We start from the raw sequence: 15,138 nt of genomic DNA on the forward strand, positions 1-15,138 counted from the left end.
GCTCACTCCTTTTTACAATAAATCTGCTGCTAGTTGAGCTAAATTAGATCGCTCCCCTTTAACAAACTTCACATGACCACTAATGCGCTGTTCTTTAAACTTCTCTACAACATACGTTAAGCCATTATTATATTCATCTAAATATGGGTGATCAATTTGCTGAGGATCTCCCATCAATACAATCTTACTCTTTTCCCCTACCCTAGTTAGTATCGTTTTCACTTCATGCTTTGTTAAATTTTGTGCTTCGTCAATGATAATGAACTGATCTGGAATACTTCTCCCGCGTATATAAGTAAGGGCTTCTACTTCAATCGAACCCATTCCAGCTAAAATAGCATCTAACTCTCCTGGCTTTTTCGTATTAAATAAATACTCTAGGTTATCAAAAATTGGTTGCATCCATGGTCTTAACTTTTCTTCTTTTTCTCCTGGTAAATAACCGATATCTTTTCCGACTGGGACAATTGGTCTTGCAACGAGTAATTTTTTATATAACCCTAAGTCTTCTGTTTGCATAAGTCCCGAAGCTAACGCAAGTAACGTTTTTCCTGTGCCGGCTTTCCCCGTTAATGTTACAAGCGGAATATCTTCACGAAGCAACAATTCTAACCCCATAATTTGCTGCACGTTTCGTGGTCGTATCCCCCACACTTGTTCATTGTGAAAAATAAGTTTCTTTACCTTCTTACCTAAGTGATCCACAATGCCAAGCGCAGAACTAGAGCCCCCTAATGCATCTTTCATTACTACAAATTGATTTGGGTAAAAAGGGTGATTCGCAATTTCAGATAGAGGCAATTCACCTTTCTCATAAAAATAATCCAATTGTTCTTTTGATATATATCCTTCTAAAAAGCCAGAATATATATTTTCTACTTCAATTACGCGATCACTTAAATAATCTTCAGCCTTCAAACCAATTGCATCAGCTTTTACCCTTACGAGTACATCTTTACTTACTAAAATAACAGACTTCCCGTCCTCTTTTTCCTGTTCTTCTAAAGATAGATTTTTTGCTACAGCTAAAATTCGATTATCATTTGTTTTTTCTACAAAAATATCTTGTAGTTGCACAAATGAACGATGGTTTAATTCAATACGAAATGTTCCGCCATTTTCTAGCGGGATACTTTCATGCAGCTTTCCTATTTCACGAAATTTATCTATTAACTTAGATACATAACGAGCATTTCGTCCTACTTCATCCATATAACGTTTTTTCGAATCAACCTCTTCTAATACAACTGCTGGAATCACTACTTCATTGGTTTCAAATGAAAAAATAGATAAAGGATCCTGCAAAAGTACATTCGTATCTAACACATAAATTTTATCCAACCTGTTACCCCCTGACTCCACTTTTAAATTTGTAGAACAAGGGTTTCATCCATAAAATATGGACGAACCATTGTTATAATTATATGTACCGTGTAAACGAGGTAGAATCGAAAATCATAGTCATTAAACCTTTTATTTATTCTTTATTCATTTCTATTCAATATATTACTTTTTATTATAATTATTAACGTTAAATCACAATAACCGATTACAAAAGTGAATAAACGAATTTCTTATTTAGCACATTTATAATTCTCTTATTCCTACTAGCACTTCGTTATCCAGCTTTTTGGCCGCCCGAAGATCGTATGTTTTTTCATATGTTGGTTCAATTGCAAGTTTCGCTCCATAAAACATAACATCACGTACTTCTTGCACATTAACTTCTATTACAGTTAATTTCAAAGAAATACCTTCCATTCTATCTGTCAAAATTTCACCTGCACCACTTATGGAAAATACGGATTCATTCGCCATTATAGTCAATACTACACCTGTATTATGCCTTATATTTTCCACAATACGTGAACGTTGATCTACTGCAAATCGAATACTAGTTTTGCTCACTGCATACACCCAAGAAATAGCACTTACGTTAGGAACTTGTTTTTCGAAATCTGTCGTTGCTATCATCACAATACACTCTTTACGCAACGTTTGTACTAAACCCTCTGTTAAAGTAGGCTCTACTACATTCGCCATATTTTCACCTCCAAACATACTTGGTATATCCTTATCATAACTTATTTTTCGAATTGCGAAAATATTATTTTTTCCCACTATTATTCAAAAACATTATACTTCCATGATATACTTATACTGATAGAATTCGTATTGAGGTGACGAAATGAGAGTCAAATGTATGATTTGTGATAAAAAAGATATGTTAGATGATGAAAATCCTACGGCAAAAAAACTGCGTAATCGCCCTATTCATACATATATGTGCATGGAATGTTCGGAACGAATTGCAGAGCGTACAATGGAACGTCATGCAAGTGGTAATTTCCGATTATATCGTGATAAAAAAGTCGAAGACGATTGGTAAAATGTAAATAAGTCCTTACTCATATAGATAAGGACTTATTTATATTTTTCAGGCTCAAGATTCATTTGATCCAAGAAACAATCAATGGCTTCTAGCGGAAACCTTGCAGATTTCCTTTCCCCATTCATTTCATATGTAATTAAATACATTTCCTCGTTCTTTTTAACTTCCACATCTTTTAATTTATGTTCTTCATATATCATATTTTGAAATAACAAATACGTTTCTTTTGCAGCACTATCATCCGGACGTGCTTCCGCAACTGTTTTAATTGTTAACCAATTATATAGTGCATCTTGTACTGAACGCATAAAACTTCGCCCCCTCACCCTGCTTTTTGTTGTTTCGCTTGACGCAAACGCAATGTATAAATTCCAAGTACAATTGCCGCTACAACAAGTCCTTCTCCAACAGGTAAAAATACAGCAAAAAAGGTTAATACTGTACATCCAATTGCTAATGATATGTATATTACTATATTTTTTAGTACAGACAACTTTCTAGCAAATCCTAAATTATAGACGAGAGCACTTAATATAATAATCGTCCCATAAAGTAACCACATTCCTAACTCTGGATTTTCATCAACTTTACATAATTTCGCAAAAAAAGACATTCTTTCTAACACTATTTACCCCCCCTTCTCATAAAAAACAAAATTTCTTTATGTACTTAATACAAGAGTAACCTGCGAAAAAAATACTGTCCACTAAAAAGAGTAAATATTCTAAAAAATAAACATAAAAAAACAGCTACCTTAAAGGTAGCTGTTTTTTTTATGCTTCTACAGATTTCTTTTTCTTAGCAGCTCTTTCACGTTCGCTCTTATCAAGAATCTTTTTACGTAAACGAATTGATTCTGGAGTTACTTCACAGAACTCGTCATCGTTTAAGTACTCTAATGACTCTTCTAGAGTCATTAAGCGTGGTTTTTTCATTGTTGAAGTTTGATCTTTCGTTGCAGAACGAATGTTAGTTTGTTGTTTCATTTTCACAACGTTAACTGTTAAGTCGTTCTCACGAGTATGTTCTCCTACGATCATACCAGCATATACTTCTGTACCTGGTTCAACGAAGATTACACCACGGTCTTCAACTTGCATAATACCGTATTGTGATGCTTTTCCTGTTTCAAGTGAAACTAGAACACCTTGGCGACGTCCACCCACTTGTCCAGCATGTACTGGTTGGTAGCAATCGAATGTATGGTTTAAAATACCGTAACCACGAGTTAATGTTAGGAATTCTGTTGTGTAACCAATTAAACCACGTGCCGGAACCATGAAAGTAAGGCGAACTTGACCGTTTCCGTTATTCACCATATCTAACATTTCACCTTTACGTGCACCCATTGATTCCATAATAGAACCAGTGTATTCTTCAGGAACATCGATTTGTACGCGCTCTACAGGTTCACATCTTACGCCATCGATATCTTTAATAATTACTTCAGGCTTAGATACTTGTAGTTCATAACCTTCACGACGCATGTTTTCAATTAAGATAGATAAATGCAATTCCCCGCGTCCAGATACGATCCATGCATCAGGAGAATCTGTATTATCTACACGTAAACTTACATCTGTTTCTAATTGTGAACGAAGACGCTCTTCAATTTTACGAGATGTAATAAATTTACCTTCACGACCTGCAAATGGGCTGTTATTTACAAGGAATGTCATTTGTAGCGTTGGCTCATCAATACGTAATAATGGTAAAGCCTCTTCATGCTCAACCGGACATACCGTTTCACCTACGTTGATGTCTTCCATACCTGAAACAGCTACTAAATCTCCAGCTTTTGCTTCTTCAATTTCTTGACGTTTTAATCCAATGTAACCGAATAATTTCGTTACGCGGAATTGTTTTACACTTCCGTCAACTTTCATTAAAGCAACTTGTTGTCCAACCTTCATTGTACCGCGGAATACGCGTCCAACTCCAATACGTCCAACGTAGTCGTTGTAATCAAGAAGTGCTACTTGGAATTGAAGTGGCTCTTCGCTGTTATCAACTGGTGCTGGAATATGTTCGATAATTGTATCGAATAATGATTTCATATTCTCTTCTTGATTTGCCGGATTTGAATCCAAGCTTGCTGTTCCGTTCATTGCTGATGCAAATACAACTGGGAACTCTAATTGATCTTCGTTTGCACCAAGTTCGATGAATAAGTCAACTACTTCATCAACTACTTCATCAGGACGAGCGAAGTCACGGTCAATTTTGTTTACAACAACGATTGGAGTTAAGTTTTGCTCAAGAGCTTTCTTTAAAACAAATCGTGTTTGTGGCATACAACCTTCATATGCATCAACAACAAGTAGAACACCATCAACCATTTTCATGATACGTTCTACTTCTCCACCGAAGTCAGCGTGACCTGGTGTATCTAAAATGTTAATTCTTTTATCTTCATAGTGAATCGCTGTATTCTTCGCTAAAATTGTAATACCGCGTTCTCTTTCTAGATCATTTGAATCCATTGCGCGTTCTTCAATATGTTCATTCGCACGGAATGTCCCCGCTTGACGTAATAACTGGTCAACAAGTGTTGTTTTACCATGGTCAACGTGGGCAATAATTGCTATATTACGTAAATCTTGTCGTTTTTTCAACATGTCCAACTCCTAATGTCTTTTTAATCCTTCTCTATTATAAGAGCGAAGGGGATACAATAGCAATTAAAATAAAAGCAAGAATGAAAATATAGTTGTATTCTTACTTTTGTGAAAGTAAAATGAGATTGGAGGGTGAAGAAATGGAACACATTCAATATCGCTTTTTATTAACCGCAATTATCGGTGTTATTTTCTTAATCGGTATCGGCATTATGATTGCTGAAAATAGTCCAATCGGTATTATTATTTGCATTATCGGTACATTTGTTGCAGTTGGATACGGTTTTGTAACAAAAAGAAAAATGCGCAAATCACAATAACGCTAAAAAGTAAGAAGCTTATACATAGCCTCTTACTTTTTTTGTGGCTCTGATATAAAAGATAACACTTCTTCATACACTCCTGGTTTTGCAACTAGCACACTGCTCTTCTCTATGATAGAAAGTGACGCTCCAGAGAATGTCGTTACCTTCCCTCCAACTTCTTCTACAATTATCTGTCCTCCGCCAAAATCCCATGGTGATAATCTCGGCGTTACATATGCATCTATTCTTCCTGTTGCAACGTACACCATCTCTAACGCTGCACAGCCATACGATCTCGTGCCCCTTGCTTTCTTAACAAGTGCCATCATACTTTCCATATTAAGCAATGGATTATCTGTAAGCCATATCGCATTTAAAGCTACAATACCTTGCTCTACAGTTCCTTTTTCCAATGGAGGAATTGATATATCATTACAAAAAGCTCCAGATCCCTTGACTGCATGATATAGTTCATCATGTACTGGATCATAAATAAGTCCAATCTTTCCGATACCGTTCTCATAAATCCCAATTGAAATTGCAAAATTTCTTTTTTGATGAACAAAGTTCATCGTGCCGTCAATTGGATCAATTAACCAAACAACCCCGTCAGAAGACGTTATCTCGTCTCCATAACCTTCTTCTCCTAAAATATTATGATTCGGGAATGTTTCTTTAATTTTCCCAATTAAAAACTGTTCTATCTCTCGGTCCATATTTGTAACTAAGTCAGCTGCATTGGATTTTGTTTCTATAATAAGTGCTTTTTTCATGGATGCTATTAAATGCTCTCCTGCATCCCGAATCCACCGTTTGGCGTGTGCATCGATGTCTTTCCATACTTCTTGCATGTTTAAACACTCCGATCTTTACTGTTCACAGAAAAAACGAACCCTTTATAAGGTTCGCACCAACTAATTTTTTATACATATACTATTATTACGCTTCTAAACGAATCATTTCAAGTCTTAACACTTCTAACTTTTGTACACACTCTTCTTTTTTCTGTTTATCATCTTCCATCATCGCATCATATAAAGTTGCTAATTCATAATCTAGCTCCAAACGTAGCACCGGTATTCTCTTTTCGGCATCTGTTCTCTTTAACGCATTAATCACCTGTCTCATATTATTTGCCTCCTCCCAATATTCGTCTGCCCTCGGACTAGAATTAATTCAATTTTCTGATTTTTTGTTTTATACTATACTATGTTGGATAAATCATCTATGCAACAAAATTATATTTTTTTATTTAAATTTTTTTGTGCTGTTTTTTTTATGAATAGTACAAGCTATGCTAAAATAAAAGCAAAATAGGAGTTGGAGGAACAATCATGACAATACAAACATTCAAGTCAACTGATTTTGATGTCTTTACAGTTGATGGTCTCGAAGAACGAATGAGTGCAATTAAAACGAACATTCATCCTAAGCTAGAAGCTTTAGGGGAACAATTTGCAGAATACTTATCCCAACACACTGATGAGAACTTTTTTTATCATGTTGCAAAACACGCACGTCGCAAAGTCAATCCACCAAACGATACTTGGGTTGCTTTTTCAACAAATAAACGAGGATATAAAATGCTACCGCATTTCCAAATCGGCTTATGGGGTACTCATGCCTTCATATACTTTGGTTTAATCTATGAGTGTCCACAAAAAGTTGAGACGGCTCATGCCTTCTTAGAACATTTAAATGATTTAAAAACAAATATTCCAAATGACTTCGTTTGGTCCATTGACCATACTAAACCAAGTGTGAAATTACATAAAACACTTGAAACCGAAGACTTACAAAAGATGATTGAACGACTAGCTACTGTAAAAAAAGCAGAATTATTAGTTGGTATTCATATATCACCAGAGGAGTTTTCAGCAATGACCAACGAACAATTCCTTGCTAAGATTGAATCTACGATGCAATCACTCCTTCCTTTATATGCACTTTGTAATCGATAGTAGAAAACGGACAATTTATATTGTCCGTTTTTAGTTGTTATCACATTATATCACTTCAGTTTTTATTTTTCAAAATATTTTTTACATTTTTACAAGCTTTTGTTCTTCGACTTCCTTTGCTCTTTGAATAGCACGATATATAGAGTATCCACTTACTTCTTGAAACTCTTTATCAATTTTCTTTTCTTCTGCTTTCGATGGAACAATCTCTTTAAAACGACGATATAAACCCATTAATTCTTCTCTTATAATTCCTTTTTCATAAGCTTTCTCAATTGCTTCATAAAACTTCACAATAATAACCATTTCCTCATTTGACCAATCATAATCTAACGGATATTGATATTCCATTTCGCACCTCATTTATCATTTCTTCTTGTTTCATTATGCTATCTTAAAGAGAATATTTTATTCTTCATTATAGCCACTCTGCATTATACACTATTTATTCATTTTAATGGAATTGTCTTCCTCTATTCATTAGTTGAGGCTAACTATTAAACATACTCACCTTAAAAATATTTTTTTCTATACATCTATAATTATTGGTGATATAATGCTTTTGTTTTATAGAAAATAAAGTGAAGCTACCATCTCAAAACCGATTTTTTGAATGGCAGAAAAACAAGCCTCATTCTAAAAAAAGAACTTACCTTTTTTAGAGCAGGATTATATAAAACAAATTATACTAAATATTATGAAGAAGAAGGGGTGTATAGATTGTCCCAATACGAAACACCATTGTTTACCGCTTTAGTTGAGCACAGTAAGCGAAATCCAATTCAATTCCATATTCCTGGTCATAAAAAAGGACAGGGCATGGATCCTACATTTCGCGAATTTATTGGGCATAATGCATTAGCAATTGATTTAATTAATATTGCGCCACTCGATGATTTACATCATCCAAAAGGTATGATTAAAGAAGCACAGGATTTAGCAGCCGCTGCATTCGGTGCAGATCATACTTTCTTTTCTATTCAAGGTACAAGTGGCGCTATTATGACAATGGTGATGAGCGTTTGCGGTCCTGGTGACAAAATCCTAGTACCACGAAACGTGCATAAATCAGTAATGTCAGCTATTATTTTCTCAGGTGCAAAACCGATTTTCATGCATCCTGAAATCGATCCGAAACTCGGTATTTCTCATGGAATCACAATTCAATCTGTCAAAAAAGCACTTGAAGAGCACTCAGATGCAAAGGGCTTACTTGTTATTAACCCAACGTACTTTGGATTTGCTGCAGACTTAGAACAGATTGTACAATTAGCACATTCTTATGACATCCCTGTACTAGTCGACGAGGCTCATGGTGTTCATATTCATTTTCACGATGAATTGCCGATGTCAGCGATGCAAGCTGGTGCAGACATGGCAGCAACAAGTGTTCACAAATTAGGAGGCTCTTTAACTCAAAGTTCTATTCTTAATGTGAAAGAAGGCTTGGTGAATGTAAAACATGTCCAATCTATTATTAGCATGCTTACAACTACATCAACTTCTTACATCTTGTTAGCATCACTTGATGTTGCGAGAAAACGTCTTGCTACAGAAGGAACAGCACTCATAGAACAAACAATACAATTAGCTGAACATGTTCGTGATGCTATAAATTCTATTGAGCATCTTTACTGTCCTGGAAAAGAAATGTTAGGTACAGATGCTACCTTTAACTATGATCCTACAAAGATAATTGTATCTGTAAAAGATTTAGGTATTACCGGCCACCAAGCTGAAGTATGGCTTAGAGAGCAATATAACATTGAAGTAGAACTCTCAGATCTATACAACATACTATGTCTTATCACTTTAGGAGACACAGAAAGTGATACAAATACACTTATTGCAGCATTACAAGATTTAGCAGCAACATTTAGAAATAGGGCAGATAAAGGTGTTCAAGTACAAGTAGAGATTCCAGAAATTCCAGTGCTAGCACTTTCTCCTCGAGATGCTTTTTATTCGGAAACAGAAGTCATTCCATTTGAAAATGCAGCGGGTCGTATTATAGCTGATTTTGTTATGGTTTATCCGCCAGGGATTCCAATCTTTACTCCGGGGGAAATTATTACACAAGAAAACTTAGAGTATATTCGTAAAAACTTAGAAGCAGGTTTACCTGTACAAGGTCCTGAAGATATGACATTACAAACATTACGTGTTATTAAAGAGTACAAGCCTATCAGTTGATAGGCTTTTTTTTCACCTTTTTTCCTTTTCTTCATACGATACTAAAGAATGTAACGTATAGGTGGGGATACTATTATGATTGTAATAGGCCGTTCTATTGTACATCCTTATATTACAAATGAATATGAGCCATTTGCAGCAGAGAAACAACAAATTTTATCAATAATGGCAGGAAATCAAGAAGTTTATTCCTTCCGAACAGCTGATGAACTCAGCTTTGATCTCAATTTACGAGTTAATATTATTATCTCTGCACTAGAACTTTTTCAAAGTGGATTTCAGTTTCGCACATTTCAACAATCCTTTTGCAACCCCCAGTATTGGAAAAGAACATCCCTTGGAGGATTCGAGCTTCTTCCAAACATACCACCTTCTATTGCCATACAAGATATTTTCAAAAACGGAAAACTATATGGAACTGAATGCGCAACCGCTATGATCATTATTTTTTATAAAGCTTTATTATCATTGTATGAGGAAGAAACTTTCAATCGTCTATTTGCAAACCTTTTACTTTATACATGGGACTACGATCAAGATCTAAGACTCATAACAAAAAACGGTGGCGATCTTGTTCCAGGTGACCTCGTTTACTTTAAAAATCCACAAGTGAATCCAGCTACGATTGAGTGGCAAGGAGAAAACACAATCTATTTAGGAAATTTCTTTTTTTACGGACATGGCGTAGGTGTAAAAACAAAAGAAGAAATTATTTATTCATTAAATGAACGACGAGTCCCTTACGCTTTTATTTCAGCTTTCTTGACCGATACTATTACCCGTATAGATAGCCGTATAATGAGCCAATACGCTTCTTCTAGTACACCACAGACATCCATAAGCTTTATTCCAATTAGAGATGATGCAATCGTTGCAACAGTTGGCCATACAACTACAATTTATTAAAAAAGCGCCTACACATGTAGGCGCTTTTTCTTATTATTAAGCTTTTGTATGTTCTTTATGGTCACATTCGCAATGAGATCCACATTTCCCGTATAGTACTGTTGATTTTTCATCTTCAAAATGTCCAATTGTTCCTTCACATACTTGGCATACGATTGTTCCCATTTTCATTTCCCCCTGAGTTTTAATAGTAATCTATTTATCTATCATTAAGCTTTCGCATTATCTTTTCTAGCACAGTCACAATTTGTTCCACATTTTCCGTAAAGTACTGTCGTTTTCTCATCTTCAAAATGTCCGATTGTTCCTTCACATACTTGGCATACGATTGTTCCCATTTTTCATTTCCCCCTAAGTTTATGGTCCTAAAAACTTTTAGCTGTCCATTTCCTATCAATTATTGGGCTTTTGTATGCTCTGTGTGATCACATCCGCAAGATCCACATTTCCCGTAAAGTACCGTTACTTTCTCATCTTCGAAGTGTGCAATTGTACCTTCACAATCTTGACATACGATTGTTCCCATTTTTCATTTCCCCCTAAGTTTATAATCCCAAAAACTTTTTTGTAACCGCTTAACTTTCTGTCTTTATTTTAATATGTTATACTTTTTACGTCAATAGGTTTTTAGTATAACACATTAAATATTTTAAATTTTAATTAGTATGCGATATTAAAATAAAAAACAGCCATATTTATAAGTACGACTGTTTCACATTAATTATTCTTCATATTCCGCATGTAAAGAAGTTGACGGAACTAGAAATTTGAAAAACTGAGCTAACTCCTTCGCTTCCTCTTCTGATCCTAATTTAAAAATCTCCTGTATATATTGAACATTCTCTACATCATCTCTTCCGAGTAAAGTAGACCTTCCTGTTTGCATACAAACAATGAGCGGTTTTCCAAAAAACATATTTGTATAAATAACACCAAAATCATAACGTGTATCATGTGTCATAAACCCTAAAAATCGTACCTTCACACTTTCATGCTCATCATACAATTTTTCAAACATTGGTTTCCACCTTTCTACATCACGTTTCATTAATAGTATATTAAACAAAACATGTAATACTCCTTTTAATTGTCAAAAAATTCAGTAGGATGTAGAATGATAGTATTCTACTAAGTTAGGGGGAACTTATATGCAACACGCCTTTATTACGCTTGTACCAAAATCCAAACAACAATCTGTTTCAATAGATGATATAAAACAACTTTTTCATTATTATAAAACAGTTACTTCTAAAACTGGTGCCCAAATTAATTACACGTATACAAATACCGCTTTTCCTTATGAAATTTTAGATACATCTACAACAACATTAAAACTTCAATCCAATCACGACCGGTATGACTCAATTTATATTGGTGTTGGTATAGAAAATGAACAATTTTTCATCCAAGTTTCTTTACCACCTAATGCAACATATGGTGACAAAGGGAAAGCAAATGAATTTTGCCGTTTTTTAGCGAAGAAATTAGAAGGAGAGTTACAATTATTTAATGGAAGAACAATGTATTTTTATAAACGTTAATTTAAAAAATAAATAATACGATTAAAAATAGTATACAATTCGAACATGTAAGAAATAACGCTTGCTTTCTTACGTGTAATACAAAATACGCTATTACATAGGCTAAATACAGGAATACGAAAAAAAGAATAACTTTATAATGAAACTTATCACCATTCGATAATGTTAATACAGTGGAAAAGCCACTCCATAGTAGTAAATGATAAAATATAACATGTAATATTTTCATGGAACCTTCTCCTTTGACATGCTCTATTTTATTAATATATGGGGTTAAGTTTGAATCAATTACATATTATAGGATGATATATATTACCTTTGAAGTAAGTTACGCCTAAATCATTTGTTAAAGTATTATATATTCATTCGACAAGTACGTTTAAAGACCTTGCAAGTCATTTGATGAAAATAAAAATAGCCCCTCTCTTACAATAAGAGAGGGGCTATTTACATTACTTAAATTATTTTACAATGTGAATTGGCATTCCAAGAGCAACTTCAGCTGCTTCCATTGTGATTTCACCTAATGTTGGGTGAGCATGGATTGTTTGAGCGATATCTTCAGCTGTCATTCCAGCTTCGATAGCTAAACCAATCTCAGAGATAATATCAGAAGCACCTGCACCTGCAACTTGAGCACCTACAAGAAGACCATCTTCTTTACGTGTTACAAGTTGTAGGAAACCGTCAGTGCTGTTTAATGATAATGCACGACCGTTAGCAGCGAATGGGAACTTAGATACAGTTACAGTCATTCCAGCTTCTTCAGCTTGTTTTTTAGTGTAACCAACAGATGCTAATTCTGGATCAGTGAAGCATACTGCAGGAATTCCGATGTAATCGATAGCTGATGCATGGCCACTAATTGCTTCTACAGCTACTTTACCTTCGTAAGAAGCTTTGTGAGCTAATGGTGGTCCAGGAACGATATCACCGATTGCATAGATGTTTGGTACATTTGTACGACATTGCTCATCGATTTCGATGATGCCGCGGTCAGTCATTTTAACTCCAACTTGCTCAAGACCGATTTCTTGAGTGTTTGGACGACGACCTACAGTTACTAATACGTAATCTGCTTCTACAGTTTGGATTTCACCTTTAACTTCAAAGCTAACTTTTACGCCAGTTTCTGTTTCTTCAACGCCTTTAGCCATAGCTTTTGTATGGATATTTACGTTACCTTTTTTCTGTAGAGCACGTTTAACAACAGAGCTCATAGCTTTTTCGAAACCAGCTAAGATTTCGTCGCCAGCTTCTACTACAGTAACTTCTGTACCGAAGTTAGCATATGCAGTACCTAATTCCATACCGATGTAACCGCCGCCGATTACAACAAGTTTTTTAGGAATTTCAGGTAAGCTTAAAGCACCTGTAGAGTTGATAACACGTTTAGAGTATTTGAATCCTGGAATTTCGATTGGTGTAGAACCAGTTGCAAGAACAGCATTTTTAAACGTATAAGTTTGAGCTGCATCTTCAGTCATAACGCGTAATGTATTAGCATCTACGAAGTAAGCTTCACCGCGAATGATTTCAACTTTGTTACCTTTAAGAAGGCCTTCAACACCGCCAGTTAATTTCTTAACTACGCCGTTTTTCCATTCTTGAACTTTTGTAAAGTCAACTTTTACGTTCTCTGCAGTGATACCCATGTCATCAGAATGCATTGCATTCTCATAACGATGACCTGCATTGATTAACGCTTTTGAAGGAATACATCCAACGTTTAAGCATACGCCACCAAGGTTAGCTTTTTCAATGATTGCTACCTTTTGACCTAATTGTGCTGCACGAATTGCCGCAACGTATCCACCAGGACCTGCACCAACAACGACTGTATCTAATTCAATTGGGAAATCTCCTACTACCATTGTTATTACGCCTCCATTACTAATAATTGTGGGTCATTCAATAGACGTTTAATTTGGTTTAACGCTTTTTGAGCAGTTGCGCCGTCAATTAAACGATGGTCAAAGCTTAGAGATAATGCTAATACTGGAGCTGCAACGATCTCACCATTTTTCACAACTGGTTTTTCAGCGATACGGCCGATACCAAGGATTGCTACTTCTGGGTGATTGATAACTGGAGTGAACCATTGTCCACCTGCAGAACCAATGTTTGTAATTGTGCAAGAAGCACCTTTCATTTCAGTTGGAGCTAGACGACCTTCACGTGCTTTACCAGCAAGATCATTGATCTCGTTAGAAATAGTGAAGATAGACTTACGATCTGTATCTTTAACAACTGGTACTAATAGACCTTTGTCTGTATCAGCTGCGATACCGATGTTGAAGTAATGTTTATGAACTACTTCTTGAGATGCATCGTCTAAAGAAGTGTTTAACATTGGGTATTCACGTAATGCAGATGTTAAAGCTTTAACAACGTATGGAAGGTAAGTTAATTTAATACCTTTGTCAGCTGCTACTGCTTTGAACTTCTTACGGTGAGCAACAAGCTCAGTTACATCAACTTCATCCATTAATGTTACGTGAGGAGCTGTATGCTTAGAGTTAACCATTGCTTTCGCAATCGCTTTACGGATACCACTCATTTTCTCACGAGTTTCTGGATATTCACCAGCTGGAATTGGTTGTGCTTTTGGTGCTTCTTCTTTCGCTGCTGCTGGAGTAGCTTCTACTGCTGCTGGAGCCTCAGTTGCTGCTACAGTTTGTCCACCATTTGCAAATGCATCGATGTCAGCTTTTACGATACGGCCGTTCTTACCAGTACCAGCTACTTTATGAATGTCTACACCTTTTTCACGAGCGTATTTACGAACAGATGGCATAGCGATTACGCGCTCATTTACTACTTCTGCAGTTGCTGCTGGAGTAGCTTCCGCTGCTGGAGCTTCTACTGCTGCTTCTTCAGCTTTTGGAGCTTCATCATGATCGTCACCTTTAAATTTAAGGTTTTCGTATCCAGGAGCATCAAATTTAATTAATGTATCTCCTACGATTGCAACTGTTCCTTCTTCTACAAGTACTTCAAGTACTTTACCTTTAACAGGAGAAGGGATTTCTACTACTGCTTTATCATTTTGCACTTCAAGAAGTACATCGTCTTCATTTACTTCATCGCCTGGTTTAATAAACCATTTTACGATTTCACCTTCGTGGATACCTTCACCGATATCTGGTAGTTTAAATTCAAATGCCACGGAATTCAGCCCCCTGATTCATTTCATTATTATGGAATATGTACAAAAGAAAC

General features: G+C 35.6%; 21 protein-coding genes. 6 read left to right on the top strand and 15 right to left on the bottom strand.

Going from position 1 to position 15,138, the window contains the following annotated elements; all coding sequences use genetic code 11:
* Nucleotides 1–12: 12 nt before the first annotated feature.
* Together MHH27_RS20360 and MHH27_RS20365 are read right to left on the bottom strand one after the other, a co-directional pair.
* On the bottom strand, nt 13–1,341 hold the full coding sequence (locus MHH27_RS20360; protein WP_000358083.1) for a PhoH family protein: 1,329 nt from the start codon (nt 1,339–1,341) through the stop codon (nt 13–15).
* 246 nt (nt 1,342–1,587) lie between these two features.
* The gene (locus MHH27_RS20365; protein ID WP_000024600.1) at nt 1,588–2,043 is read right to left on the bottom strand and encodes a pyridoxamine 5'-phosphate oxidase family protein; all 456 of its coding nucleotides are present in this window, start codon (nt 2,041–2,043) and stop codon (nt 1,588–1,590) included.
* Between the two features lie 145 nt (nt 2,044–2,188).
* On the opposite strand from MHH27_RS20365, the gene MHH27_RS20370 reads away from it, so the two are divergent.
* Nucleotides 2,189–2,389: a YlaI family protein gene (locus MHH27_RS20370; protein WP_002093346.1), complete on the top strand. Its 201-nt coding sequence runs from the start codon at nt 2,189–2,191 to the stop codon at nt 2,387–2,389.
* A 35-nt stretch (nt 2,390–2,424) separates the two neighbouring features.
* Here MHH27_RS20370 and MHH27_RS20375 read toward each other — a convergent pair whose 3' ends face one another.
* The 3 genes from MHH27_RS20375 to typA form a co-directional block, all read right to left on the bottom strand.
* Nucleotides 2,425–2,700 carry a hypothetical protein gene (locus MHH27_RS20375; protein WP_090977166.1) on the bottom strand — a complete coding sequence of 92 codons (276 nt, stop codon included), beginning with the start codon at nt 2,698–2,700 and terminating at the stop codon, nt 2,425–2,427.
* 14 nt (nt 2,701–2,714) lie between these two features.
* Nucleotides 2,715–3,017, bottom strand: a complete 303-nt coding sequence (locus MHH27_RS20380; RefSeq protein ID WP_340943901.1) for a YlaH-like family protein — start codon at nt 3,015–3,017, stop codon at nt 2,715–2,717.
* A 148-nt stretch (nt 3,018–3,165) separates the two neighbouring features.
* Nucleotides 3,166–5,010: a translational GTPase TypA gene (typA, locus tag MHH27_RS20385; protein ID WP_000914752.1), complete on the bottom strand. Its 1,845-nt coding sequence runs from the start codon at nt 5,008–5,010 to the stop codon at nt 3,166–3,168.
* Between the two features lie 140 nt (nt 5,011–5,150).
* Between typA and MHH27_RS20390 the strand changes: the two genes are divergently transcribed.
* Entirely contained in the window at nt 5,151–5,330 is a 180-nt protein-coding gene (locus MHH27_RS20390) for a DUF5325 family protein (RefSeq protein ID WP_000400123.1), read from the top strand.
* A 32-nt stretch (nt 5,331–5,362) separates the two neighbouring features.
* Here the strand turns inward: MHH27_RS20390 and MHH27_RS20395 are convergent, their stop codons facing one another.
* Together MHH27_RS20395 and MHH27_RS20400 are read right to left on the bottom strand one after the other, a co-directional pair.
* Nucleotides 5,363–6,166: an inositol monophosphatase family protein gene (locus tag MHH27_RS20395; RefSeq protein ID WP_001158700.1), complete on the bottom strand. Its 804-nt coding sequence runs from the start codon at nt 6,164–6,166 to the stop codon at nt 5,363–5,365.
* Nucleotides 6,167–6,254: 88 nt separating this feature from the next.
* Entirely contained in the window at nt 6,255–6,443 is a 189-nt protein-coding gene (locus MHH27_RS20400) for a hypothetical protein (RefSeq protein ID WP_001250164.1), read from the bottom strand.
* A gap of 206 nt (nt 6,444–6,649) precedes the next feature.
* Here MHH27_RS20400 and MHH27_RS20405 point away from each other — a divergent pair, with 206 nt between their 5' ends.
* On the top strand, nt 6,650–7,276 hold the full coding sequence (locus MHH27_RS20405; protein WP_000155318.1) for a YktB family protein: 627 nt from the start codon (nt 6,650–6,652) through the stop codon (nt 7,274–7,276).
* A gap of 81 nt (nt 7,277–7,357) precedes the next feature.
* Here MHH27_RS20405 and MHH27_RS20410 read toward each other — a convergent pair whose 3' ends face one another.
* Complete coding sequence (locus tag MHH27_RS20410) at nt 7,358–7,627, bottom strand: UPF0223 family protein (RefSeq protein WP_000456546.1); 270 nt, start codon at nt 7,625–7,627, stop codon at nt 7,358–7,360.
* 369 nt (nt 7,628–7,996) lie between these two features.
* Between MHH27_RS20410 and speA the strand changes: the two genes are divergently transcribed.
* Complete coding sequence (gene speA / locus MHH27_RS20415) at nt 7,997–9,469, top strand: arginine decarboxylase (protein ID WP_000084899.1); 1,473 nt, start codon at nt 7,997–7,999, stop codon at nt 9,467–9,469.
* A gap of 75 nt (nt 9,470–9,544) precedes the next feature.
* Entirely contained in the window at nt 9,545–10,375 is an 831-nt protein-coding gene (locus MHH27_RS20420; protein ID WP_000635337.1) for a protein-glutamine gamma-glutamyltransferase, read from the top strand.
* Between the two features lie 36 nt (nt 10,376–10,411).
* Here the strand turns inward: MHH27_RS20420 and MHH27_RS20425 are convergent, their stop codons facing one another.
* From MHH27_RS20425 to MHH27_RS20440, 4 genes are all read right to left on the bottom strand, one after another.
* Nucleotides 10,412–10,540 carry a GapA-binding peptide SR1P gene (locus MHH27_RS20425; protein WP_000536796.1) on the bottom strand — a complete coding sequence of 43 codons (129 nt, stop codon included), beginning with the start codon at nt 10,538–10,540 and terminating at the stop codon, nt 10,412–10,414.
* A 44-nt stretch (nt 10,541–10,584) separates the two neighbouring features.
* Nucleotides 10,585–10,713 carry a GapA-binding peptide SR1P gene (locus MHH27_RS20430; RefSeq protein WP_000536803.1) on the bottom strand — a complete coding sequence of 43 codons (129 nt, stop codon included), beginning with the start codon at nt 10,711–10,713 and terminating at the stop codon, nt 10,585–10,587.
* A 59-nt stretch (nt 10,714–10,772) separates the two neighbouring features.
* Entirely contained in the window at nt 10,773–10,901 is a 129-nt protein-coding gene (locus tag MHH27_RS20435) for a GapA-binding peptide SR1P (protein ID WP_000536778.1), read from the bottom strand.
* Nucleotides 10,902–11,096: 195 nt separating this feature from the next.
* On the bottom strand, nt 11,097–11,393 hold the full coding sequence (locus tag MHH27_RS20440; protein ID WP_000462038.1) for a DUF3055 domain-containing protein: 297 nt from the start codon (nt 11,391–11,393) through the stop codon (nt 11,097–11,099).
* Nucleotides 11,394–11,523: 130 nt separating this feature from the next.
* Here MHH27_RS20440 and MHH27_RS20445 point away from each other — a divergent pair, with 130 nt between their 5' ends.
* Entirely contained in the window at nt 11,524–11,916 is a 393-nt protein-coding gene (locus tag MHH27_RS20445) for a DUF1885 family protein (RefSeq protein WP_023522926.1), read from the top strand.
* Between the two features lies 1 nt (nt 11,917).
* On the opposite strand, the gene MHH27_RS20450 is transcribed toward MHH27_RS20445, so the two are convergent.
* The 3 genes from MHH27_RS20450 to pdhC form a co-directional block, all read right to left on the bottom strand.
* Nucleotides 11,918–12,145, bottom strand: coding sequence for a hypothetical protein (locus MHH27_RS20450; RefSeq protein WP_000697470.1), 228 nt, complete (start codon nt 12,143–12,145; stop codon nt 11,918–11,920).
* Between the two features lie 232 nt (nt 12,146–12,377).
* On the bottom strand, nt 12,378–13,790 hold the full coding sequence (gene lpdA / locus MHH27_RS20455) for a dihydrolipoyl dehydrogenase (RefSeq protein ID WP_000260104.1): 1,413 nt from the start codon (nt 13,788–13,790) through the stop codon (nt 12,378–12,380).
* A gap of 5 nt (nt 13,791–13,795) precedes the next feature.
* On the bottom strand, nt 13,796–15,085 hold the full coding sequence (pdhC, locus tag MHH27_RS20460; RefSeq protein WP_000863420.1) for a pyruvate dehydrogenase complex dihydrolipoyllysine-residue acetyltransferase: 1,290 nt from the start codon (nt 15,083–15,085) through the stop codon (nt 13,796–13,798).
* Nucleotides 15,086–15,138: the final 53 nt, after the last annotated feature.

It is taken from the genome of Bacillus sp. FSL L8-0152, assembly GCF_038006365.1.
In the GTDB taxonomy this organism is placed as follows: domain Bacteria; phylum Bacillota; class Bacilli; order Bacillales; family Bacillaceae_G; genus Bacillus_A; species Bacillus_A cereus.